Genomic DNA, 23494 nt, shown 5'->3' with positions numbered 1-23494 from the left:
AGTGTGCGTGCTTGCCGCCATCTGTCGTGTGGATGACATGTGACGGATGGCGGTGAGCGTTGATAGCGCCGAAACAGGCGCGGATTGCGATGCCCGAGATCGCGGCCGGTCGCTCATCGTAACGACCAGAACCACACGGTTGATGCAGCCCAGTAGCAATCCGAACTGCAGAGCGCGCGGGCGCCATCGATCAGGTCGATGTGTCCGCCGCGGCCGTTCATGTATCCGGGGATGTTCCAGAAGGCCACGACGCCCTTTCTGGCGGCAATGCCGGTCGTCGCATCGTCTCGCCGGAACACTTCAGCCTTGCCGAAATAGGCCGGCTCCGCCAGCATGTTGGCCAGCCTCGCCTGGCCGGCTTCAATTCGCCGTCCACGGTGCGGCCCCTTCTGAATGACGAGGCCGCCGCGCAATGTCATTCCGCTCTTGACGAGTGCCAGGCTGATCCGAATGGCGCACGTATTTGCATACGCCGGATTGGCGACCAGGTCTTGCCAGCCCAGTTCCTCGTATAGCGCTTCCCTGGATACCGTCCTGTTGTCCGGATAGTGGCTGTTCAGTAATGAGAAGTGTGGTTTCAAGCAGATCGTCCCCGATCAACGGCACGGATATTTCTGTTGCAGGATGCGGGCAATCAGGCCTGCTGCGTTTGTGCGCAGCGCATCGTTCGGCAGTTTTCGAAGACCGCCGATCACTTCCGAATCGATCTCTCCGGATTTGACGCGCCCGTTGTCGCACCAGTCCTTGCCTTCGGTCATGTCGGCCACGCCGGCCAGATAACCGGTCATGACGTGGCGCTCGGCGTCGGCGTACGGATTGTTGTCCGTACGGCTGATGCCGTTGAGCAGCCGCGCACCGTCGACGCGTGGGAGCGCGGCTCCGTTCGCGATGCCGATACCTGCCGACAACGATGCGAAAACAAATGCATTGCGGATGAAAAGGGCGTTCATGGCATGGGGTTCGTGAATTCGGCGCAAAGCAAAATAGCACGGTCACCGTCCCGGGAATCTCCATTGACCGCATGATTTCGCGGGGGACCGCACGGTGCAATGGGTGGCGACGCTTTGCCATCGCTGAATGGACAGCCATTCGTCCGACCCGAAGATGATTCCTTGAACGTGGCGAAATGTTGCACGTGGGGCACGCGCCGCACGCGAGACGAGCGCAAGGTCGCGACGGATCGGATGGCGCACCATCCGCCGGAATGCACGTCACGTGCCGATCGCTTTTCGCGAAGACCCTACGGTCGTGAAGGGATTGCCGCGGCGTGCAGCACGAGCGCGCGCGACGCGCGAAAATCACGCGCAGTGTCCCGCGTCTGCCCGCCTCGCCGTTCGGGGGCAGCGACGTATTTGCCGAACCGAATTTCCAGACAAGCGAGGAGCGAAACGATGCCGAAAGCAATCCGATACGACCAGGCAGGCGGCCCGGACGTGATGAAGTGGGTCGACGTCGAGGTCAGCGAGCCGCAGGCGGGCCAGGTCCGCGTCAAGCAGCATGCGGTCGGGCTCAACTATATCGACGTGTATTTCCGCACCGGCCTCTATCCGCAGCCGTTGCCCGCCGGGCTCGGGATGGAGGCGGCCGGCGAGGTGACGGCGGTCGGCGATGACGTGACCGCGTTCAAGCCCGGCGACCGCGTCGCCTATGTGTGGTCGTCGCCCGGCGCGTACGCGCAGGAGCGCGTGCTGCCCGCCGACCGCCTCGTCAAGCTGCCGGACGGCATCAGCTACGACGCAGCGGCGTCGGTGATGCTGCAGGGCCTGACCGCGCACTACCTGCTGCGCCGCACGTATCCGGTCAATGCCGGCGACACGATCCTGATCCATGCCGCGGCGGGCGGCGTCGGCCTGCTGGTCTGCCAGTGGGCGAAGGCGCTCGGCGCAACGGTGATCGGCACGGTCGGCTCCGACGAGAAGGCCGAACTCGCGAAAGCGCACGGCTGCGACCACCCGATCGTCTACACGCGCGAGAACTTCACGCAGCGCGTGAGGGCGATCACGAACGATGCGCTCGTGCCGGTCGTCTACGATTCGATCGGCAAGGACACCTACATCGGTTCGCTCGACTGCCTCGCGCCGCTCGGGCTGTTCGTCAGCTTCGGCAACGCGTCGGGACCGCTGCCGCCGATCGACTCGAAGGAGCTCTCGTCGCGCGGTTCGCTGTTCTTCACGCGACCGACGCTGTTCTCGTACATCGCGAAGCGCGCCGATCTCGAAGCCGCGGCCGCCGAGCTGTTCGACGTGATCCTGTCGGGCAAGGTGAAGACGAGCATCAACCAGCGCTATCCGCTCGCGGAAGTCGGCCGCGCGCATGCCGACCTCGAGTCGCGCAAGACGACCGGCTCGACGATCCTCGTTCCCTGACGCATCCCTTCGCGCCGGCACCACGCCGGCGCGCACCCTGGCGGGCGGCGACGGTCGCCGTCCGTCCAGTCTTCGTCTCGACCGACGTTCGGTCCGCTGTTCCGCCCGACGTCCCCGCTGTCCCGCCGCCGTCCCGTCCGCCGTTCCACCCGCCGTCTCCGCCGCACGCGTTTACGCGTTTTTTATACCGGCCCGATGACCTTTGACCCGTCCTTTACGCGCGTTCCCATAAGGTTCTAGTCGTCCGATTTCGACGACGGAGAACACAAAAATGGATGGGGTTTTCATCGGCGCACTGGTGCTGTTCACAGCGCTGATCCTCGGTTTGCTTGCCGGTTGCGAGACGCTCGTGCAATACGGCCGCGGGGGGCGCGCATGACCTGGATGCTTTGGCTGGCGGGTGCCTCGACGGCCCTGCTGTTTGCGTATCTCGTCTTTGCGCTGCTGCGCGCGGAGGACATCGAATGAACGCGAACAACCTGTTGCAGACGCTGCTGTTCATCGTCGTGCTGCTTGCGGCGGCCGTGCCGGTCGCGCGCTACCTGACGGCCGTGATGGACGGCAGCTCGCGCGTCGTGCGCGTGTTCGGACCGCTCGAGCGCGCGCTGTACCGCATCGCCGGCGTCGATGCCGGCACCGAGATGAACTGGAAGCGCTACGCGGTCGCGACGATCGCATTCAACGCGCTCGGCGCGTTGTTTCTCTACGGCCTGCTGCGCCTGCAGGGTTTCCTTCCCGGCAATCCGCAGCAGTTCGGCGCGATGACGACTGACGGCGCATTCAACACGGCCGTCAGCTTCGTCACCAACACGAACTGGCAGGACTACACGCCCGAGCAGACCGTCAGCTACCTGACGCAGATGCTCGGCCTGACCGTGCAGAACTTCCTGTCGGCGGCGACCGGCATCGTCGTCGTGATCGCGCTGATCCGCGGTTTCGCGCGCCACACCGCGCAGACGATCGGCAACTTCTGGGTCGACCTCACGCGCGTGACGATGTACGTGCTCGTGCCGATGTCGGTGGTGATCGCCGCGCTGCTGATGAGCCAGGGCGTGATCCAGAACATGAAGGCCTACCAGGACGTGCCGGTGCTGCAGACGAGCACTTATGCTGCGCCGAAGCTCGACGCGCAGGGCAACCCGGTGAAGGACGACAAGGGTAACGCGGTCACGGTGCCGACGCAGCTGACGAAGCAGACACTCGCGATGGGCCCGGTCGCGTCGCAGGAAGCGATCAAGATGCTCGGCACCAACGGTGGCGGCTTCTTCAACGCGAACTCCGCGCATCCGTACGAGAACCCGACGCCGTTCGCGAACTTCATCCAGATCTTCGCGATCCTGATCATTCCGGCCGCGCTGTGCCTCGTGTTCGGCCGGATGATCGGCGACCGCCGGCAGGGCATCGCCGTGCTCGCGGCGATGACGGTCGCGTTTGCGGTCGCGATCGGCGTCGAGGTGAGCGCCGAGCAGGCCGGCAACCCGGCGCTCGCCGCGCTGCACGTCGACCAGTCGACGAGCGCGCTGCAGCCGGGCGGCAACATGGAAGGCAAGGAAACGCGCTTCGGCATCGCGCAGACCGGCATCTTCACGGTCGCGACGACGGCTGCGTCGTGCGGCGCGGTCGACACGATGCACGATTCGCTGACGCCGCTCGGCGGTCTCGTGCCGATGCTGCTGATGCAGCTCGGCGAGGTGATCTACGGCGGCGTCGGCTCCGGTCTCTACGGGATGCTGGTGTTCGCGCTGCTCGCGGTGTTCGTCGCGGGCCTGATGATCGGCCGCACGCCGGAATACGTCGGCAAGAAGATCGAGTCGTACGAGATGAAGATGGTGTCGATCGTCGTGCTGCTCACGCCGCTGCTCGTCTTGGTCGGCACGTCGATCGCGGTGCTGGCCGACGCGGGCCGTGCCGGCATCGCGAACCCGGGCCCGCACGGCTTCTCGGAAATCCTGTACGCGTTCAGCTCGGCCGCGAACAACAACGGCAGTGCGTTCGCGGGCCTGACGGTCGGCACGCCGTTCTACAACTGGATGACCGCGATCGCGATGTGGTTCGGCCGCTTCGGCACGATCGTGCCGGTGCTGGCGATCGCCGGCTCGCTCGCCGCGAAGAAGCGCATCGCGGTGACGAGCGGCACGCTGCCGACCCACGGCCCGCTGTTCGTCGTGCTGCTGCTCGGCACCGTGATGCTGGTGGGCGCGCTGACCTACATGCCGGCGCTCGCGCTCGGCCCGGGCGTCGAGCATCTGATGATGTGGCTGGGCGCATGACGCACGAGCGCATGGCGACACCTTGCAAAGACTGAAGAGATTGAAGAGATCGCAATGACTCAACATTCCGCAACACGGTCCATGTTCGATCCGGCGCTGCTGCGCCCGGCGATCGTGGATTCGTTCAAGAAACTCACGCCGCGCACGCAGTTCCGCAACCCGGTGATGTTCTGCGTGTACGTCGGCAGCATCCTGACCACGATCCTGTGGATCGCGGCGCTCGCCGGCCAGGCCGAAGCGCCGGCGGGCTTCATCCTCGCTATCGCGCTGTGGCTGTGGTTCACCGTGCTGTTCGCGAACTTCGCCGAAGCGCTCGCCGAAGGGCGTTCGAAGGCGCAGGCCGCGTCGCTGCGCAGCGCGAAGAAGGACGTGATGGCGAAGAAGCTCAACGAGCCGCATCCGAAGTCGCCGATCCGCATCACGACCGCGTCGGACCTGCGTAAAGGCGACGTCGTGCTGGTCGAGGCCGGCGACGTGATCCCGGCCGACGGCGAAGTCGTCGACGGCGTCGCGTCGGTCGACGAATCGGCGATCACCGGCGAATCCGCGCCGGTGATCCGCGAGTCGGGCGGCGACTTCTCGTCGGTGACCGGCGGCACGCGCGTGCTGTCCGACTGGATCGTCGTGACGGTCACCGCGAACCCCGGCGAGGCGTTCCTCGACCGGATGATCGCGATGGTCGAGGGCGCGAAGCGCAAGAAAACGCCGAACGAGGTCGCGCTGACGATCCTGCTCGTCGCGCTGACGATCGTGATGCTGCTCGCGACCGCGACGCTGCTGCCGTTCTCGATGTTCTCGGTCGAAGCGATGAAGGCCGGCCACGTAGTGACGATCACCGCGCTCGTCGCGCTGCTGGTGTGCCTGATCCCGACGACGATCGGCGGGCTGCTGTCGGCGATCGGCGTGGCCGGGATGAGCCGGATGATGCAGGCGAACGTGATCGCGACGTCGGGCCGCGCGGTGGAAGCGGCCGGCGACGTCGACGTGCTGCTGCTCGACAAGACCGGCACGATCACGCTCGGCAACCGCCAGGCGTCGATGTTCGTGCCCGCGCCGGGCGTGAGCGAGGAGGCGCTGGCCGATGCGGCGCAGCTGTCGTCGCTCGCCGACGAGACGCCGGAAGGTCGCAGCATCGTCGTGCTCGCGAAGGAACGCTTCAACATCCGCCAGCGCGACATGGCGCAGCTGCATGCGACCTTCCTCGGCTTCTCCGCGCAGACGCGGATGAGCGGCGTCGATCTCCCGGGTCGCGAGATCCGCAAGGGTGCGGCCGATGCGATCCGCCGCTACGTCGAGACGCACGGCAGCCGCTTCCCGGATGAAGTGCGCCGCGCGGTCGACGACGTCGCGCGCCGCGGCAGCACGCCGCTCGTCGTGGCCGACCTGCACGACGGCGTGGCGCGCGTGCTCGGCGTGATCGAGCTGAAGGACATCGTGAAGGGCGGCATCAAGGAGCGCTTCGCGGAACTGCGCAAGATGGGCATCAAGACCGTGATGGTGACGGGCGACAACCGGCTGACGGCCGCGGCGATCGCGGCGGAAGCGGGCGTCGACGACTTCCTCGCGGAAGCGACGCCGGAAACCAAGCTCGCGACGATCCGCGAGCACCAGGCGGCGGGGCGCCTCGTCGCGATGACGGGCGACGGCACCAACGACGCGCCGGCGCTCGCGCAGGCCGACGTGGCGGTGGCGATGAACACCGGCACGCAGGCGGCGAAGGAAGCCGGCAACATGGTCGACCTCGACTCGAACCCGACGAAGCTGATCGAGATCGTCGAGATCGGCAAGCAGATGCTGATGACGCGCGGCTCGCTGACGACCTTCTCGATCGCGAACGACATCGCGAAGTACTTCGCGATCATCCCGGCCGCGTTCGTGACGACGTACCCGCAACTGCGCGTGCTCGACATCATGCATTTGACGTCGCCGGCCTCTGCGATCCTGTCCGCGGTGATCTTCAACGCGCTGATCATCGTCGCGCTGATCCCGCTCGCGCTGAAGGGCGTCACCTACCGGCCGCTCGGCGCCGCGTCGCTGCTGCGCCGCAACCTGCTGGTGTACGGCCTCGGCGGCGTGCTGCTGCCGTTCCCGTTCATCAAGCTGATCGACATGACGCTCGCCGCGCTCGGCTGGGCCTGATGCGCCGCATTTGAAGGAACCCTCATGAAAACGTTGATTCGCCCGCTCGTCGTGATCTTTGTCGTACTGACCGCCGTGACGGGGCTCGCCTATCCGGCCGTGATGACCGTGTTCGGCCAGGCCGTGTTTCCGTCGCAGGCGAACGGCAGCCTGATCGAGCAGGGCGGCCGCACGGTCGGCTCCGCGCTGATCGGCCAGCAGTTCGACGCGCCGAAGTACTTCTGGGGCCGACTGTCGGCCACCGCGCCGATGCCGTACAACGCGACCGGCTCCGGCGGCTCGAACCTCGGCCCGCTGAACCCGTCGCTCGCCGACCAGGTGAAGGCGCGCATCGCCGCGCTGCGCGACGCCGGCACCGACATGTCGAAGCCCGTGCCGGTCGACCTCGTGACGGCGTCGGCGAGCGGCCTCGATCCGGAGATCACGCCGGCCGCCGCCGCGTACCAGGTCGAGCGCGTCGCGAAGGCGCGCAACCTGACGGCCGATGCGGTCGCGCAGCTCGTCGCCGCGAACACGGCGGGCCGCCAGTTCGGCGTGCTCGGCGAGCCGCGCGTGAACGTGCTGAAGCTGAACCTCGCGCTCGACGCGGCGCAGGCCGCGCACTGAACGCGCGGCCGGGCTCCCGGCGCGGCAACCGGCGTGCGGCGCGGCCTGATGCGCGCCGCACGCGCTTGTTCGACGGCGCATGCGCCGTCTTTGCCTTTTGCGGCGATTTGGAACCACAATGACAGTACTCGTTCGCCATCCCGCGTTTCGCCTTCCTGACGCATGAACCGCCCCGATCCCGACCAACTCCTCGACAAGCTGCAGCGCGACGAAGAAAAGCAGCGGCGCGGCCAGCTGAAGATCTTCTTCGGCGCGTCCGCCGGCGTCGGCAAGACCTATGCGATGCTGCAGGCCGCGCGCCAGCGGCTGCAGGACGGCGTCGACGTCGTCGTCGGCATCGTCGAGACCCACGGCCGCGGCGAAACCGCCGCACTGCTCGACGGCCTCGACGTGCTGCCGCTCGCGCGCATCGAGTATCGCGGCCGCACGCTCGCCGAATTCGATCTCGACGGCGCGCTCGCGCGCGCGCCGCAATTGATCCTCGTCGACGAACTCGCGCATTCGAACGTGCAGGGCGCGCGCCACCTGAAGCGCTGGCAGGACGTCTACGAACTGCTCGACGCGGGCATCGACGTGTACACCACCGTCAACGTCCAGCACCTCGAAAGCCTGAACGACGTGGTCGGCGCGATTACCGGCATCCGCGTGTGGGAGACCGTGCCCGACCGCGTGTTCGACGCGGCCGACGAAGTCACGCTGGTCGACCTGCCGGCCGAGGAGCTGCTCGAGCGGATGCGCGACGGCAAGGTCTATCTCGCGCAGCAGGCCGAGCGCGCGGTGCGCAACTTCTTCCGCAAGGGCAACCTGATCGCGCTGCGCGAGCTGGCGCTGCGGCGCACGGCCGATCGCGTCGACGCGCAGATGCGCGAGTACCGCGCCGACCGTTCGATCCAGCGCATCTGGCAGGCGCGCGAGCGGCTGCTCGTGTGCGTCGGGCCGGGCCCCGAGGCGCCGACGCTCGTGCGCGCGGCCGCGCGGCTCGCGGCGAGCCTGAAGGCCGACTGGATCGCCGTGTACGTCGAGACGCCGCGGCTGCAGCGGCTGCCCGACGCGCGGCGGCAGCGCACGCTCGACGCGTTGAAACTCGCGGCCGAGCTCGGCGCGGAGACGGCCACGCTCGCGGGCGACGACGCGGTCGCCGCGCTGATCGGCTATGCGAAGGTGCGCAACGTGTCGAAGCTCGTCGCGGGCGGCTCGCCGAAGGTCGGGCTCGCGCGCCGCTTCGCGCGGCCGTTCGGCGAACAGCTCGCCGAACGCGCGGGCGACGTCGACTTGATGCTGATCCGCGCGTCGGCGAGCGACGAAGTGCGCGCGGCGCCGCTCGACGCGCGCGCACGCGACTGGCGCGACGCGTTCGCGCAATTCGGGTTGCGGCGTTCGCCGCCGCGCCACTACCTGTACGCCGCCGCGATCTGCGCGGCGATCACCGGTGTCGCGAGCGTCGTGTCCGAGCGGCTCGACCTCACGAACCTCGTGATGCTGTACCTGCTCGGCGTCGTGTTCTCGGCCGTGCGACTCGGGCGCGGCCCGGGCGTGCTGCAGTCGTTCCTGTCGGTCGCCGCGTTCGATTTCTTCTTCGTGCCGCCGCGCATGTCGTTCTCGGTCAGCGACACGCAGTACCTGCTGACCTTCTTCGGGATGCTGCTGACGTCGCTCGTGATCAGTCACCTGACGTCGACGCTGACGCGCCAGGCGAGCATCGCGCAGCGCCGCGAGCGCCGCACCGGCGCGATCTACGCGATGGCGCGCGAGCTCGGCGCGGCGCTGACGACCGAGCAGATCGTCGAGATCGGCAGCCGCCACGTGGGCGAGGTGTTCCGCGCGCGCGTCGCGTTCCTGCTGCCCGACAGCGCGGACCAGGTGCGGCAGAAGATCGAGGAACCCGACGCGGCCGTCACGCTGACGGGCGCGGATCTCGACAGCGACGTCGGCCAGTGGGTGTACGACCAGCAGAAGCCGGCCGGCCGCGGCACCGACACGCTGCCCGCCGCCGCCGCGCTGTACCTGCCGCTGAAGGCGCCGATGCGTACGCGCGGCGTGCTCGCGGTCGCGTCGCGCGAGCCGCGCGAGCTCGAGGTGCCCGAGCAGCAGCGGATGCTCGACGCGTTCGCCGCGCAGATCGCGCTTGCGCTCGAGCGCGTGCACTACGTCGAGATCGCGCGCGACGCGCTCGTCAACATGGAATCCGAGCGGCTGCGCAACTCGCTGCTGTCGGCGATCTCGCACGACCTGCGCACGCCGCTCACGACGATCGTCGGCTTTTCGTCGATGCTCGCGAACGGTCGCGCGGCCGCGCAGGACGGCGACGCCGCGGCGGCCGAACGCTTCGCGCAGCGCGAGGGCGAGCTGGTCGACGCGATCCACGACGAGGCGCTGCGGATGACGGGCATCGTCACCAACCTGCTCGACATGGCGCGGCTGCAGGCCGGCAGCCTGCAGCTCAAGCGCCAGTGGTCGCTGCTCGAGGAAACCGTCGGCGCCGCGCTCGCCGCGTGCAAGCGCGTGCTCGCGCGGCATCCGGCGCGCGTGTCGCTGCCGGCCGACCTGCCGCTCCTGCAGATGGACGCGGTGCTGATGGAGCGGCTGTTCACCAACCTGTTCGAGAACGCGGCGAAATACACACCGGCCGACGCGCCGATCGACATCGGCGCCGAACGCGTGACCGACGACGGCCAGCCCTTCGTGCGCGTGCACGTCGACGATCACGGCCCGGGCCTGCCGGCCGGGATGGAAACGCGGATCTTCGACAAGTTCACGCGCGGCGAAAAGGAATCGGCGACGCCGGGCATCGGGCTCGGTCTCGCGATCTGCCGCGCGATCGTCGAGGCGCATGGCGGTAGAATCGGCGCGCTCAACCGTACCGCGCCCGACGGCCGCGTGACGGGCGCGCGCTTCTGGTTCACGCTGCCGGTCGACACGCCGCCGGCCGTGCCTGCCGTACCCGACGACGAAATCGACGTGCCCGGCGCGTCGTCTCCCTCCGAGCCATTGCCAGACCATGAGTGAACCGAGCCTGACCGTCGTCCTGATCGAGGACGAAAAACAGATCCGCCGCTTCGTGCGCGCCGCGCTCGAAGAGGAGGACATCGCCGTGTTCGAGGCGGAGACGGGCAAGCAGGGATTGATCGACGCGGCGACCCGCAAGCCCGATCTCGTGATCGTCGACCTCGGCCTGCCGGACACCGATGGCCTCGACGTGATCCGCGAGCTGCGCGGCTGGTCCGAGGTGCCGGTGATCGTGCTGTCCGCGCGCACCCAGGAAGAGGAGAAGGTCGCCGCGCTCGATGCCGGCGCCGACGACTACCTGACCAAGCCGTTCGGCGTGTCCGAGCTGCGCGCGCGGATCCGCGCGCAACTGCGCCGGCGCAACCAGGGCGGCGCGAACGAGTCGCCGAAGGTGAGCTTCGGCACGGTGAGCGTCGATCTCGCGCTGCGCCAGGTGTGGCGCGACGGCGAGATCGTGCACCTGACGCCGCTCGAGTACCGGCTGCTCGCGACGCTCGTGCGGCACGCGGGGCGCGTGCTCACGCATCGCCAGCTGCTGCGCGACGTGTGGGGGCCGTCGCACGTCGAGAGCCATCACTATCTGCGCATCTACATGGCGCACCTGCGCCAGAAGCTCGAGCGCGATCCCGCGCAGCCCGAGCATATCGTCACCGAAACGGGCGTCGGCTACCGGCTCGTCGGCGCTGCGTGACGTCCGTGGCGCGCCGCGCGATGCGGCCGGAATGCAAGGCCGCACGCCGGTGAAGTTGCTTCGGCGCGACATTGCCGCCGCATGCGCGGGCCGCGCACACCGGCCACGGATTCCCCGCTATGCTGACCGTTCCGCGAACGAAATCGAGGAGCGTGCAATGTCCGTCCGTCTGGTCGTCATCTGTGCGCTGGCGCTCGCTGCGCCCGGCGCGTTTGCCCAGCCGCTGCCGCCCGGGCAGCAGCCTTCGGCGCCGCAACAGGCGCTCGCCAATCCCGCGTCGGTCAACTGCGAGAAGCTCGGCGGCCGCCATGTGATCCGCAACCTGTCGAGCGGGCAGGTCGGCATGTGCGTGTTCAAGGACGGCCGGGTGTGCGACGAATGGGCGCTGTACCGCGACGACCGTTGCGTCGGCGGCGGCGGCGCCAAACGCGTGTCGAACTGAGACCGGGCAGGCCGGGCGGCGGTGCGCGGGCCACGCGTCGCAGCGATCCCTCCGTTCGCCCCCGGCCGGTGCATCCGGCATGCCCGTAAGCGTCTTGTTATACTCGGCGCCGCCCGGGGACGACCCCGGGCCATTCGCTTCAACGGGGACGGCCCCATCCGATCCGGAGTACGTCGAGATGGCGTGGGTATGGTTGTTGATCGCCGGTTTGCTGGAAGTGGCCTGGGCGGCCGGCATGAAATCGTCCGAGGGTTTCACGAAGCTCGGACCGTCGGTGTTGACGATCGTGGCGGCGCTCGCCAGCTTCGGGCTGCTCGCGGTCGCGATGCGCCAGTTGCCGCTCGGCACCGCGTATGCGGTATGGACCGGCATCGGCGCGATCGGCGCGTTCGTGTTCGGGATCGTGATGATGGGCGAGGCGCTCACCGCCGCCCGCGTCGCGAGCGCGTCGCTGATCGTGCTCGGGCTGATCGGCCTGAAGCTGTCGTCGGCTGCGTGACGCCGCCGTGCCGGACGCCGGCCGGCGCCCGCGCCCGGCCATGACGCACTGCGGAATTGCGGCGGCCCGCCTGCCAGCCTGTCTATAATGGAACGCATTCGGGCCTGAATGCCGCTGCGCCGTTCCCGGCAGGCGGCACCGGTTGCCACGCGCCGCGCGGCCGGTCATACCGACTCGATCCGATCAATCGGCAAAGCGCACGGAAAGTGCAAGGAGACGGCCATGATCGAAGCCATTTCGCTCGGCGCGGGGCTCGCGTGGGCGAGCGGGCTGCGCCTTTACCTGACGGTGCTGATCGCCGGCGTGCTCGCGCGGGTCGGCTGGCTCCATTTGCCCGACACGCTGGCGGTGCTGACGTCGCCGTGGGTCATCGGCGCCGCCGCCGTGCTCGCCGTCACCGAATTCCTTGCCGACAAGATTCCCGCGTTCGATTCGCTGTGGGACGCGGTCCACACCTTCATCCGCATTCCGGCCGGCGCGGTGCTGGCCGCCGGTGCGCTCGGCCATGCCGACCCGACCGTGCTCGCGGTCGCCGGGCTGGCCGGCGGCTCGCTCGCCGGTGCCGCGCACGTCGCGAAGGCTGGCACGCGCGCGCTGATCAACCTGTCTCCCGAGCCGATCTCGAACTGGGTCGCATCGTCCACCGAAGACGGCCTCGTGTTCGGCGGCCTCGCACTCGCGTTCTTCGTTCCGCTCGCGTTCCTCGTGCTGCTCGCGGCGTTCATCGCGGCGTCGGCCTGGGCGCTGCCGCGTCTGTGGCGCGGCGTGTCGGGCGGCTTCCGCGGGATGGCGAACCACATGGTGTCGCGGCTCAACTCGATCGGGGGCAAGCGCGATTGAAGGCGCCGTCAACCGCCGAGCGACAGCGTCCTGACCCTTCGCCGGCCGGGCGGCCCGGCCATGCCGGCCGCTTCGGCTGGCACGACCTGATCCGCCAGGCCGCACGGATGACCGCACGCGACTGGCGTGCCGGCGAACTGACGCTGCTGGTGCTCGCGCTGGTGCTCGCGGTCGCCGCGCTGACGAGCGTCGGTTTCCTCGCCGACCGGTTGCGCCAGGGGCTCGAGCGCGACGCGCGCCAGATGCTCGGCGCCGATTTCGTCGTGCGTGCCGACCATCCCGTCGATCCGTCGTTCGATCGCGAGGCGCGCGCGCTCGGCCTGCGCACCGCGACGACCGCGATCTTCCCGAGCATGATCGCGTCGGCCGCCGGCCGGCAGGCGAGCGACGCGGCGCCCGCGCGCCTCGCGGCCGTGAAGGCCGTGTCGCCCGGCTATCCGCTGCGCGGCGCGGTCGAGATCGTGCCGGCCGGCACCGCCGCCGCGCACAAGGCGGCCGCGATTCCCGCGCCCGGCACCGTGTGGGCCGATCCCGCGCTGCTCGATGCTTTGCATCTGAAGGCGGGGGATACCGTGCGTGTCGGGTTGCGCACGTTCACGGTCGCCGCGTCGATCTCCCGCGAACTCGATCGCGGCTTCTCGTTCGTCAATTTCTCGCCGCGGCTGATGATGCGCGCGGACGAGCTTGCCGCGACCGGACTCACCGGCTACGGCAGCCGCGTCACGTACCGGCTGCTGGTCGCCGGCGACCCGGCGGCCGTCGCGCGCTTCGAGGCCTATGCGCACGGGCGCGTCGACGGCGGCAAGCTGCGCGGCGTCGGTCTCGAATCGCTGCAGGAAGGCCAGCCGCAAGTGCGCCAGACGCTCGATCGTGCGCGCCATTTCCTGACGCTCGTCGCGCTCCTGACCGCACTGCTCGCGGCGGTCGCGATCGCGATGGCCGCGCAGCGCTACATGCGGCGCCATCTGGACGGCTGCGCGACGATGCGCTGCCTCGGCGTAAGCCGGCGCACGCTCGGCGCGCTGTTCGCGCTCGAATTCGCCGGCCTCGGCATCGTCTCGGGCGTCGCCGGCGCGGTGCTCGGCTACGGCGGCCACTGGGCGCTCCTGGCGGCGCTCGGCGGCCTGATCGACGTCGCGCTGCCGCCGCCGACGCTTTGGCCCGCGCTCGTCGGTATCGGCACCGCGCTCGTGCTGCTGCTCGGCTTCGCGTTGCCGCCGCTCGCGCCGCTCACGCGCGTGCCGCCGGTGCGCGTGTTGCGGCGCGACTGGGGCGACGCGTCGCGCACCGCGTGGGCCGCGTATGCGCTCGGTGTCGTGCTGTTCGCGGGGCTGCTGATCGTCGCGGCGGGCAACCTGAAGCTCGGGCTGATCGTCACGGGCGGGTTCGCCGGCGCCCTGGTCGGTTTCTCGCTGATCGCGCGGCTCGTGCTGTACGCGGCGGCGCGCGCGGTGCGCGATGCGCACGTGGCGGCGGGCATCGGCTGGCGCTATGCGCTCGCGTCGCTGCACCGGCGCGGCACGGCGAGCGCGCTGCAGATCACCGCGCTCGCGCTGGGCCTGATGTGCCTGCTGCTGATCGCGATCACGCGCAACGATCTCGTCGCCGGCTGGCGGCAGTCGATGCCGCCCGATGCACCGAACCAGTTCCTGATCGACATCCAGCCCGACCAGCGCGACGACGTCGCGGCGTGGCTCGCCGCGCACGGCGTGCGCGATGCGGTGCCCGCGCCGACGGTGCGCGGCCGGCTCGTCGCGATCAACGGCAAGCCGGTGAACCCGCAAGCGTATCCGTCCGACGAGGCGCGCCGTCTCGTCGACCGCGAATTCAACCTTTCGTATACGACCGAGCTGCCGCCCGACAACCGGATCGTCGCAGGCGACTGGTTCGGCAATTCGGCCAGCCCGCAGATATCGATCGAGGCCGGGCTGGCGCAGACGCTGAACGTGAAGCCGGGCGACACGCTGCGCTTCGACGTGACGGGGCTGACGGTCGATGCGCCGATCACCAGCGTGCGCAAGCTCGACTGGGGCACGTTCCGCGTCAACTTCTTCGTGCTGATGCCGCCGCCGGTGCTGAAGGATTTCCCGGCCGTCTACCTGACGAGCTTCCACCAGCCGGCCGAGCAGGCGGCGCTGCTCGATCCGCTGATCGCGCGCTACCCGAACCTGACCGCGATCGACATCGCGCCGATCCTCGCGCAGCTGCAACGGATGATGCTGCAGGTGGTCGGCGCGGTGCAGTTCCTGTTTGCGTTCACGCTCGCGGCGGGCGTGCTGGTGCTGTACACGGCGCTGGCCGGCTCGCGCGACGAGCGCGTGCGCGAGGCCGCGCTGCTGCGCGCGCTCGGCGCGTCGCGCGCGCAGGTCAATGCGGTGCAGCGCGCGGAATTCATCGTCGTCGGCGCGCTGGCCGGCGCACTGGCTGCGGCGGGGGCGATCGCGGTCGGCTGGGTGCTCGCGTCGCGCGTGTTCGAGTTCCGGCTCGCCATCGATCCGTGGCTCGTGCCGGCCGGCATCGCGGCCGGCGTCGCGTGCGCCGGTGCGGCCGGCTGGCTGAGCCTGCATAATGTGTTGCGGCGCCCGGCGCTGCAGTCGCTGCGCGACGCGTGAGCGTCGCCGGCGGCCCCGACTATCCCGTTTCCGATTATCCGTATGACCGATGTGAATGATGAAGCGCCGTCGCAGCCGACGGCGTTCGAGCTCGTGGGCGGCGAAGCCCGCGTGCGCGAGATGGTGGACCGTTTTTACGACCTGATGGACCTCGAGCCCGAGTTCGCGGAGATTCGCGCGCTGCATCCGGCGTCGCTCGACGGCTCGCGCGACAAGCTGTTCTGGTTCCTGTGCGGCTGGCTCGGCGGCCCCGATCACTACATCAGCCGGTTCGGCCATCCGCGGCTGCGCGCCCGGCACCTGCCGTTCCCGATCGCGTCGGTCGAGCGCGATCAGTGGCTGCGCTGCATGGCGTGGGCGATGGAGGACGTCGGGTTGCCCGAGCCGCTGCGCGAACGGCTCATGCATTCGTTCTACGACACGGCCGACTGGATGCGCAACCGGCCCGGTTGATCGACCGGTACGCCGCTGTCCGGACGCCGGGCGAACTGCGTCTGGGCGGCCGGCGCGGTGCGGCGCGACACTGGTCGTTTCCCCATCGATACGAGGTTCGCCCGATGATGACCCAGGCCCTGTTTCGCGACGATGCCTATCTGACGCAGTGCGAGGCCGTCGTCGCGGCCGTCGGCGAAGACGGCATCCGGCTCGACCGCACCGTGTTCTATCCGCTCGGCGGCGGGCAGGCCGGCGACAGCGGCACGCTGACGCTGCCCGACGGCAGCACGATCGCGATCGTCGACACGCGCAAGGCGAAGTTCGAAGGCGCAACCCCCGACGATGCCGTGCACGTGCCCGAGGCGGGCCAGGAAGCGCGCGTCGCGGCGCTCGCACCCGGCGCGCGCGTGGTCGCGGACATCGACTGGCTGCGCCGCTACCGGCACATGCGGCTGCATACGGCCGCGCACCTGATGTGCGCGGTGCTGCCTTACCCGGTCGACGGCTGCAGCGTGACGGCCGACTACGTGCGGCTCGATTTCGCGACGTCGGACACGATCGACCGCGTCGACGTCGAGCGCCGTCTCGCGGAACTGGTCCACGGCGCGCATGCGGTCACGACCGAATGGATCACCGACGCGGAGATGGCCGAGCGCCCCGAGCTCGTGCGCACGATGAGCGTGAAGCCGCCGCTGGGGCTGGGCCGCGTGCGGCTGCTGCGCATCGAAGGTGTCGATCTGCAGCCGTGCGGCGGCACGCATGTGCGCAATTCGTCGGAAATCGGCGACCTGCGGGTCGCCAGACTTGAAAAGAAGAGTGCGCGGACACGGCGCCTCGTGCTGGAGTTTGCATGACGATCGACAACCTGACGGACAGCGCCGCGGCGCTCGATCCGCAAGCGCGCGAGATTCTCGATTTCTGGTTCGGCGAACCGGATTCGGCGGCGTTCGGCCATGCGCGCAAGGTGTGGTTCAACGGCGGCGCGGCGTTCGACGACGTGCTTCGTACGCGCTACGGTGCGTTGCTCGACGCCGCGTGCGACGGCGCGTGCGATCACTGGGCCGACACGCCGCTCGGCGCGCTCGCGCTGATCGTGGTCCTCGACCAGTTCTCGCGCAACATTCATCGCGGCACGCCGCGCGCGTTCGCCGCCGATCCGAGAGCGCTGGCCCTTGCGCGGCGCGTCGTCGCGGCCGGGTGGGACGCGCAGTTGCCGAGCGGCCATCACCGCGCGTTTGCGTACCTGCCGTTCGAACATGACGAGTCGGACGCGAGCCAGCGCGAGGCCGTGCGCCTGTGCGCTGGCATTCGCGGCGAGGCCGGGTGTGCGAGCTATCACGACTTCGCGTTGCGTCATGCGGCCGTGATCGGGCGTTTCGGCCGTTTTCCGCACCGGAACGCGATTCTCGGCCGTGCATCGACCGATGCGGAGGCGGCATTCCTGCGCGAGCCCGGCTCGTCGTTTTGACGGGCGGGATGGCGGGCATGAAGCCGTGCTCGCGCGCCGCTTGCCTGGTCTTGTGGAAATGACGACGGCGCCGTTTCGCGGCGCCGCCTTGCATTACTTCGTTTCGTGCGCTTCGGGCGTGCGCACGTAGACGCGCAGCAGCTCCTCGTCGTCGCCCGGGCGGGCGCCGGTCCAGAACAGTTTCCATTCGCTGCCCGGTGCCGGATCGACGGCCCGCACGCCCTGGACGATCATCCACGTGCAGCGCGTCGTCTTCGCGTCGTCGATCGGCGTGTGCTGGATACCGGAGAAGTAGTACATCATCGGCGCTTCCGATTCGCCGAGCCCGTGCAGGCTCGCCATGCAGTCGCCGTCGCTCCACTCGAGCGCGAGATGCGCGTTCAGGTCGTCGAACACCGATCGGTAGCTCTTCGCGACGTCGAGCCACGGCAGCAGCAGCGTATAAACGAGACCCCACGCGACCAGCGCGCCTGCGCCCCACGACAGCGCGCCGCGCCACAGGCCGGTCGTGCGCAGCTTCGGCAGCAGCGACAGCCAGCCGACCGTCAGCGCGAGCGCACCGATCACGAGCCCGGGCACGATCGGCATGGTCCAGTCGAGCGGCAGCCAGCGGCCGAGCACCGCGAGGTTCGCACGCGATGCACCGGGATCGGCCATGACCGCCCAGATCATCCACGCGAGCGCGACGACGGTGCCGAACAGCAGGCGGCTCAGGTAGTCCCATGCGAGATGCAGCCCGCGCGGCAGGCGTTCGATCGCCTGCGCGGCGACCAGCGCGAGCGGCGCGAAGAACGGCAGGATGTAGAGCTGGCGCGAGGTCGCGGACACTTGCAGCACCGCGAGGCCGATCCCGGCGAACAGCACGGGCAGCGCGATGCGCGGCGTGCGCCAGTCGCGCCATGCGCCGCGCGCCAGTGCGACGATCGCGAGCGGCGCGACCGGGAAGCCGAGCAGCAGGAACGCACGCAGGATGAAGAACGGCTTGTCGTTTTCCGCACCGAGTTCCGGCACCGAGAAACCGAAGAAGCGGCCGACGTTGTTGTCCCAGAACCACGTCATGAACAGCGTCTCGGAACGCAGGAACAGCGCGGTCGGCCAGATGAGCGCGAACGGTGCGAACACCAGCGCGGCGACGCCGAGCGAGCGTGCGAACGCGCGCGTACGGCAGGCGGGGTAGAGCACCAGCGCGCCCGTGAGCGTGGCCGCGAACACGAGCGGCACGAATAGCCCCTTCGCCATCAGCGCGATGCCGACACCCGCGCCGAAGAGCGGCGCGGCCCAGCGGCCGGACGGCCGCACCGGCAGCCCGTGCCGCAGCTGCCGCGCCTGCGCGACGTGCCGCATCACGAGCTCGAGCAGGCCGCAGAAGCCCATTGCGGTGCCGGCGAACAGCGCGACGTCCGTCATCATGTCGTGCACGTGCTTGATCACGACGAGCGTGCCCGCGCTCAGCACGACGGGGCCGATCACGCGCAGGTCGAGCCAGCTGTCGGCCCGGCCGGCACTGCGGGCCGCGCGAGCGATGAAGCCGAACGCGAGCGCCGCGAACAGCGCGCTCGCGAGCCGTGCCGCGTCGTGCAGCGGCATTACCCGCTGCAGCAGCCACGCGAGGCTCGTCGCGACCCATGCGTAGAGCGGCGGCTTTTCCATGAACGGCTGGCCGGCGCTGGTCGGCACGACGAAGTCGCCCGTCTCGAGCATGTGCTGGATGATGCCGAACGTATAGGTTTCGTCCTGCTTCCACGGATCGTGGCCGAGCACGCCCGGCAGCGTATACGCGCACACCAGCGCGGCAACCAGCAGCCAGACGCGCCAGCCGAGCCGGAGGACGCGATCGCGGGTGGCGTTCGGTGCGGCGGCGCCGGCCACGGCAGGCGTGCCGGCGCCATCGAGTGTCGCGCTGAGGTTGGGATCGGCGGCTGAGCGTGCGTGCGCGGCCGAAGCGGGCACGGCCGTGCGTCGCCGGCCGGGCGCTGCGGTTCCTGGCATGGAAAAGATCTCGGTCGGGTCAAGCCGGTCCGGCGACATGGGCCGGGACCAATAAGGGTCGCATCGAGGCGAAATGACAGCCGGATGACCGGCCGTTTTTGGCTTGGCGCTAGTAGAACACGGAACCGTTACGGATGTTTACCGAAACAGCCGCGATATTGTGGAGATTTGTGGTGTCGTGACCACGGACGGCCGCGGTCGGCCGTTTTTCCGCCTTTTGGGGCGGGATTACCGGCCGCCGCCGACGTCGAGCAGGGCGCCCGTCGTGTAAGACGCCGCGTCGCCGAGCAGCCAGACGATCGCTTCCGCGATCTCCTGCGCTTCGCCGGCGCGGCCGAGCGGCGTCTGCGCGCCGAGGCGTGCCGCGCGGCCCGGCTGGCCGCCGCTCGCGTGGATTTCCGTCTCGATCAGGCCGGGGCGCACCGCGTTGACGCGTACGCCGTGCGGGCCGAGTTCCTTCGCGAGGCCGACCGTCAGCGAATCGACCGCGCCCTTCGAGCCCGCGTAGTCGACGTACTCGTTCGGCGAGCCGAGCCGGGACGCGATCGACGACACGTTGACGATCGCGCCGCCGCGCCCGCCGCGATCGGTGGACAGCCGGCGCGCGGCTTCGCGCGCGCACAGGTAGGCGCCGAGCACGTTGGTGTCGAACATCCGCCGCAGCCGTTCGACCGGCATGTCGGCGAGCGGCAGCGACGGCGCGACGATCCCCGCATTGTTGACGAGCGCGTCGAGGCGACCGAACGCGGTCGCGACCGTATCGAACATCGCGATGACGTCCGCTTCGTTCGCGACGTCGCCGGCGACGACGCACGCGCGGGCGCCGGCGTCGCGAACGGCTTGCGCGGTCAGTTCGGCGGCCGCCGCGTCGCGCGCGTAGTTGATGCCGACGTCCCAGCCGCGCCCGGCCGCGAGCACGGCGGTCGCGCGGCCGATGCCGCGGCTCGCGCCGGTGATGAGGACAGCCTTGCGCTCGGACGGTGCGGGCATCGCGTGCGGCTCCTGATGAAGGTTACTTGGCCGCGTCGGTTGCCCACTTGTCCTGGGCGAGCGGCTGGTAGCGGCGCAGCTGTTCGATCAGCGCGACCGGTTCGGCGTCGATGCACAGCGCGTCGAAGTAGGCCGGGCGCATGAAGCCTTCGTCGACCGTATGGCGCAGCAGCGCGATCAACGGATCGTAGAACGAATCGATGTTGTACAGCGCGACGGGCTTGCGGTGATAGCCGAGCTGCGCCCACGTATAGACCTCGAAGAATTCCTCGAGCGTGCCGGCGCCGCCGGGCATCGCGACGAACGCGTCGGACAGGTCGGCCATCATCTTCTTGCGGTGGTGCATGTCGGGTACGACGTGCAGTTCGGACAGCCCCGTATGGCCGACTTCCTTGTCGACGAGCAACTCGGGGATCACGCCGACCGCACGGCCGCCGGCCGCCATCACTTCATCGGCGATCACGCCCATCAAACCGACGCGGCCGCCGCCGTAGACGAGCGTGAGGCCCGCATCGACGAGCGCGCGGCCGAATGCGCGCGCGGCGTCCGCATAGACGGGCCGCACGCCGGACGACGAGCCGCAGTACACACAGACTGCCTTCATTGTTTCGTATCCTTCGCGGCGGGCTTGGCGGCGACCGGGCTGCCCGCGGGGCGCGGCGAACCGTCGCGCGGCGGCAGGTAGTCGGTGAACTGGCGCTTGGGCAGCTTGCCGGAGACGAGATCGTCGAACAGCTGGCGCGAACGGCCGCGCAGGTACGGGGCCATGATCGAGATCACGTGCATGCTCACCTGGTGCAGCTCTTCGCGGATCGCGTCCTGGTCGTTGTACTTGCGCGGATGCATCACGTACTGATACGACAGCCAGTACGTCGAGATCACCGCCATGTTGGTGGCGATGACTTCGATCTCGGCGGGCGTCGCGACCATTTCGGCGTCGGACACGAGCAGTTCGCACATCTCGTGCGCGAAGCGCACCTTGTGGCTGATGATCTGCTTGAAGTGCGTCTCGAGCGTGCGGTTGCGCGCGAGCAGGTCGTTGAGGTCGCGATACAGGAACCGGTAGGTCCACATGAAATCGGCCATGTACTGCAGGTACGACCAGGTCTCGTCGATCGTCGGACGGTGATCTTCGGGGAAGCGCAGCCGCCGTTCGATCTGCTGCTCGAACTGCGCGAAGATGCTGTTGATGATGTCGTCCTTGTTGCGGAAATGGTAGTACAGGTTGCCTGGACTGATTTCCATTTCCTCGGCGATCGTCGTGGTCGTGACGTTCGGCTCGCCGATCTCGTTGAAGAGTTTCAACGACAACTCGAGAATCCGTTCGCGGGTGCGGCGGGGAGGTTTCGCTTCCATGTCGTCCGGCCCTGTGTGTGCCGGACTGGCGGGCGCTGCAATCGATGCTGCGGGATTCGTCCGGCGCGGGTTGCTGTTCTAAGTCTGGCGGACGATTATAAACCGCGGTTTCCTTGCATCGGGCGCATTTCGTGATCGCGATGCGTTCCGCGCATGGTGCGCCGCCGCACGCGGGCGGCGTCGCGGGGGTTGCTAGAAGCCGAGCCAGCGGGCGATCACCGGCCCGAGCACGAAGCCCCACGTCGTCACGCACGCGAACAGCGCGACCGTGACCGCCGCGCTGCCGAGATCCTTCGCGCGCTTCGACAATTCGTGGCGCTCGAGCGAGATGCGGTCGATCGCGGCCTCGACGCTCGAGTTCAGCAGCTCGACGATCAGCACGAGCAGCACCGACGCGATCAGCAGCGCGCGCGATGCGGCGGGGACCGGTGAGAACGCACCGATCGGCAGCATCAGCGCGGCGAGCGTGAGCTCCTGGCGAAACGCGCTCTCCTCGCGGATCGCGACGCGAAACCCGTTCAGCGAATGCTTGAGCGCGTACCACGCGCGCGTGATGCCGCGGTGGCGCTTGTACGGGTTCGGCGGCAGCGGCGCCAGGCGATCGTCGGGGCCGAGCGGTTCGTGCGGGTGCACGTCCGCGTCGGCGTGCGGCTCTTCTTCGTCGAACGGACGATGCAGTGGCGCCGTGATGGCAGGGGACGGAGTCTTGTCGTTCAGGTCTCGTTTCAAACGGCGGCACCTTCGGCGGGCGAGTACGCAGTCTTCGGCAGCGGCTTCAGATGCGACGCGAACTGCTCGGACGCCGCGCGCCACGAGAAGCGTTCGGCCCACGCGCGGGCCGTCTCGCGTTCAATCTTCAGCGCCTCCAGGCAGGCTTCCTGCAGGTCTTCGTGCATCGCGCCGGCAGCGCCCCCGCCGAGCACGTCGATCGGGCCCGTGACGGGGTAGGCGGCGACCGGCGTGCCGCACGCGAGCGCTTCCAGCAGCACGAGGCCGAACGTGTCGGTGCGACTCGGGAACACGAACACGTCGGCCGCAGCATACACCTTGGCGAGCTCGGCTTGCGACAGTACGCCAAGATAGTTCGCTTCCGGGTAGCGCGACTTCAGCTCGGCGAGCGCCGGACCTTCGCCCGCGACCCACTTCGAGCCGGGCAGGTCGAGGCGCAGGAACGCCTCGACGTTCTTCTCGATCGCGACGCGGCCCACGTACAGGAAGATCGGCCGGGCGGTGTTGAGCACCTTCGACTCCATCGGCCGGAAGATGTCGAGATCGACGCCGCGCGTCCACAGCACGACGTTCGTGAAGCCGAACTTCTCGAGATCCTGCTTCACGACCGGGGTCGGCGCCATCACCGCGAGCGACGGCCCGTGGAACCAGTGCAGGAACTTGTAGGTCGCCGACAGCGGAATCCCGAAGCGCGCCTGCACGTATTCCGGAAAGCGCGTGTGATACGCGGTCGTGTACGGCAGCTTGCGCGCGCGTGCATAGCGTCGCGCGGCGAGGCCGAGCGGGCCTTCGGTCGCGATGTGCAGCGCGTCGGGGGCGAACGCATCGATCCGCGCGCGCAGCGTGCGGTACGGCAGGATCGACAGGCGGATCTCGGGATAGGTCGGGCAGGGCACCGTGCGGAATTCCAGCGGCGTCAGCATTTCGACCCGGTGGCCGAGCGCGGTGAGTTCACGGGTGGTGCTCTTCAGCGTGCGCACGACGCCGTTGACCTGCGGTTCCCACGCGTCGGTGACGATCATGATCTTCATCGCGGCATGTGTCCTGTAAGTGGAG

At 69.1% G+C, this 23494-nt stretch carries 22 protein-coding genes; 14 read left to right on the top strand and 8 right to left on the bottom strand.

All coding sequences use genetic code 11. The features are described from left to right. Nucleotides 1-113: 113 nt before the first annotated feature. Entirely contained in the window at nucleotides 114-581 is a 468-nt protein-coding gene (locus U4Z31_RS18325) for a T6SS effector amidase Tae4 family protein (protein WP_044844697.1), read from the bottom strand. Between the two features lie 15 nt (nucleotides 582-596). After that, on the bottom strand, nucleotides 597-950 hold the full coding sequence (locus U4Z31_RS18320; RefSeq protein WP_257772879.1) for a Rap1a/Tai family immunity protein: 354 nt from the start codon (nucleotides 948-950) through the stop codon (nucleotides 597-599). Between the two features lie 441 nt (nucleotides 951-1391). Between U4Z31_RS18320 and U4Z31_RS18315 the strand changes: the two genes are divergently transcribed. The 14 genes from U4Z31_RS18315 (at nucleotide 1392) to U4Z31_RS18250 (ending at nucleotide 17374) form a co-directional block, all read left to right on the top strand. Next, nucleotides 1392-2366 (top strand): quinone oxidoreductase, encoded by a 975-nt coding sequence (locus tag U4Z31_RS18315; protein ID WP_321811000.1) that lies wholly within the window; start codon nucleotides 1392-1394, stop codon nucleotides 2364-2366. Nucleotides 2367-2741: 375 nt separating this feature from the next. Then, complete coding sequence (kdpF, locus tag U4Z31_RS18310) at nucleotides 2742-2834, top strand: K(+)-transporting ATPase subunit F (RefSeq protein ID WP_006752209.1); 93 nt, start codon at nucleotides 2742-2744, stop codon at nucleotides 2832-2834. Continuing rightward, nucleotides 2831-4636 (top strand): potassium-transporting ATPase subunit KdpA, encoded by a 1806-nt coding sequence (gene kdpA, locus U4Z31_RS18305; protein WP_321810999.1) that lies wholly within the window; start codon nucleotides 2831-2833, stop codon nucleotides 4634-4636. The genes kdpF and kdpA overlap by 4 nt, the downstream gene beginning before the upstream one ends. Nucleotides 4637-4690: 54 nt before the next feature. Next, complete coding sequence (kdpB, locus tag U4Z31_RS18300) at nucleotides 4691-6775, top strand: potassium-transporting ATPase subunit KdpB (RefSeq protein WP_321802118.1); 2085 nt, start codon at nucleotides 4691-4693, stop codon at nucleotides 6773-6775. 24 nt (nucleotides 6776-6799) lie between these two features. Next, nucleotides 6800-7381, top strand: coding sequence for a potassium-transporting ATPase subunit KdpC (kdpC, locus tag U4Z31_RS18295; RefSeq protein ID WP_321810998.1), 582 nt, complete (start codon nucleotides 6800-6802; stop codon nucleotides 7379-7381). Nucleotides 7382-7543: 162 nt separating this feature from the next. Beyond that, nucleotides 7544-10387 carry a sensor histidine kinase gene (locus U4Z31_RS18290; RefSeq protein WP_044844691.1) on the top strand — a complete coding sequence of 948 codons (2844 nt, stop codon included), beginning with the start codon at nucleotides 7544-7546 and terminating at the stop codon, nucleotides 10385-10387. Continuing rightward, on the top strand, nucleotides 10380-11078 hold the full coding sequence (gene kdpE, locus U4Z31_RS18285; RefSeq protein ID WP_040127870.1) for a two-component system response regulator KdpE: 699 nt from the start codon (nucleotides 10380-10382) through the stop codon (nucleotides 11076-11078). The genes U4Z31_RS18290 and kdpE overlap by 8 nt, the downstream gene beginning before the upstream one ends. 157 nt (nucleotides 11079-11235) lie before the next feature. Further along, nucleotides 11236-11520 (top strand): DUF333 domain-containing protein, encoded by a 285-nt coding sequence (locus U4Z31_RS18280; protein WP_044844690.1) that lies wholly within the window; start codon nucleotides 11236-11238, stop codon nucleotides 11518-11520. 178 nt (nucleotides 11521-11698) lie between these two features. After that, nucleotides 11699-12019, top strand: coding sequence for a quaternary ammonium compound efflux SMR transporter SugE (gene sugE / locus U4Z31_RS18275; RefSeq protein WP_321810997.1), 321 nt, complete (start codon nucleotides 11699-11701; stop codon nucleotides 12017-12019). A gap of 222 nt (nucleotides 12020-12241) precedes the next feature. Continuing rightward, complete coding sequence (locus U4Z31_RS18270) at nucleotides 12242-12859, top strand: DUF4126 domain-containing protein (RefSeq protein WP_040144699.1); 618 nt, start codon at nucleotides 12242-12244, stop codon at nucleotides 12857-12859. After that, the gene (locus U4Z31_RS18265) at nucleotides 12856-15471 is read left to right on the top strand and encodes an ABC transporter permease (RefSeq protein ID WP_415750289.1); all 2616 of its coding nucleotides are present in this window, start codon (nucleotides 12856-12858) and stop codon (nucleotides 15469-15471) included. Before U4Z31_RS18270 ends, U4Z31_RS18265 begins: the two co-directional genes overlap by 4 nt. Nucleotides 15472-15513: 42 nt before the next feature. Further along, nucleotides 15514-15924 carry a group II truncated hemoglobin gene (locus tag U4Z31_RS18260; RefSeq protein WP_044844686.1) on the top strand — a complete coding sequence of 137 codons (411 nt, stop codon included), beginning with the start codon at nucleotides 15514-15516 and terminating at the stop codon, nucleotides 15922-15924. A gap of 104 nt (nucleotides 15925-16028) precedes the next feature. Next, entirely contained in the window at nucleotides 16029-16760 is a 732-nt protein-coding gene (locus U4Z31_RS18255; protein WP_321810996.1) for an alanyl-tRNA editing protein, read from the top strand. Next, the gene (locus tag U4Z31_RS18250; RefSeq protein ID WP_044844684.1) at nucleotides 16757-17374 is read left to right on the top strand and encodes a DUF924 family protein; all 618 of its coding nucleotides are present in this window, start codon (nucleotides 16757-16759) and stop codon (nucleotides 17372-17374) included. The genes U4Z31_RS18255 and U4Z31_RS18250 overlap by 4 nt, the downstream gene beginning before the upstream one ends. 93 nt (nucleotides 17375-17467) lie before the next feature. On the opposite strand, the gene U4Z31_RS18245 is transcribed toward U4Z31_RS18250, so the two are convergent. The 6 genes from U4Z31_RS18245 to U4Z31_RS18220 form a co-directional block, all read right to left on the bottom strand. Then, nucleotides 17468-19363, bottom strand: a complete 1896-nt coding sequence (locus U4Z31_RS18245) for a glycosyl transferase (RefSeq protein WP_321810995.1) — start codon at nucleotides 19361-19363, stop codon at nucleotides 17468-17470. A gap of 228 nt (nucleotides 19364-19591) precedes the next feature. Further along, the gene (locus U4Z31_RS18240) at nucleotides 19592-20353 is read right to left on the bottom strand and encodes an SDR family oxidoreductase (protein WP_321810994.1); all 762 of its coding nucleotides are present in this window, start codon (nucleotides 20351-20353) and stop codon (nucleotides 19592-19594) included. Between the two features lie 22 nt (nucleotides 20354-20375). After that, complete coding sequence (locus U4Z31_RS18235) at nucleotides 20376-20957, bottom strand: TIGR00730 family Rossman fold protein (RefSeq protein ID WP_044844682.1); 582 nt, start codon at nucleotides 20955-20957, stop codon at nucleotides 20376-20378. Further along, the gene (locus U4Z31_RS18230) at nucleotides 20954-21709 is read right to left on the bottom strand and encodes a TetR/AcrR family transcriptional regulator (protein ID WP_044844681.1); all 756 of its coding nucleotides are present in this window, start codon (nucleotides 21707-21709) and stop codon (nucleotides 20954-20956) included. The genes U4Z31_RS18235 and U4Z31_RS18230 overlap by 4 nt, the downstream gene beginning before the upstream one ends. Before the next feature lie 192 nt (nucleotides 21710-21901). After that, nucleotides 21902-22438, bottom strand: coding sequence for a diacylglycerol kinase (locus tag U4Z31_RS18225; RefSeq protein ID WP_044844680.1), 537 nt, complete (start codon nucleotides 22436-22438; stop codon nucleotides 21902-21904). Further along, nucleotides 22435-23469 carry a glycosyltransferase family 1 protein gene (locus U4Z31_RS18220; protein ID WP_321810993.1) on the bottom strand — a complete coding sequence of 345 codons (1035 nt, stop codon included), beginning with the start codon at nucleotides 23467-23469 and terminating at the stop codon, nucleotides 22435-22437. The genes U4Z31_RS18225 and U4Z31_RS18220 overlap by 4 nt, the downstream gene beginning before the upstream one ends. Nucleotides 23470-23494: the final 25 nt, after the last annotated feature.

The sequence above is a fragment of the Burkholderia sp. BCC1985 genome (assembly GCF_905339915.1).
In the GTDB taxonomy this organism is placed as follows: domain Bacteria; phylum Pseudomonadota; class Gammaproteobacteria; order Burkholderiales; family Burkholderiaceae; genus Burkholderia.
Note: the sequence above shows the minus strand (reverse complement) of the source record. Positions and strands in the feature narration are given on the sequence as shown.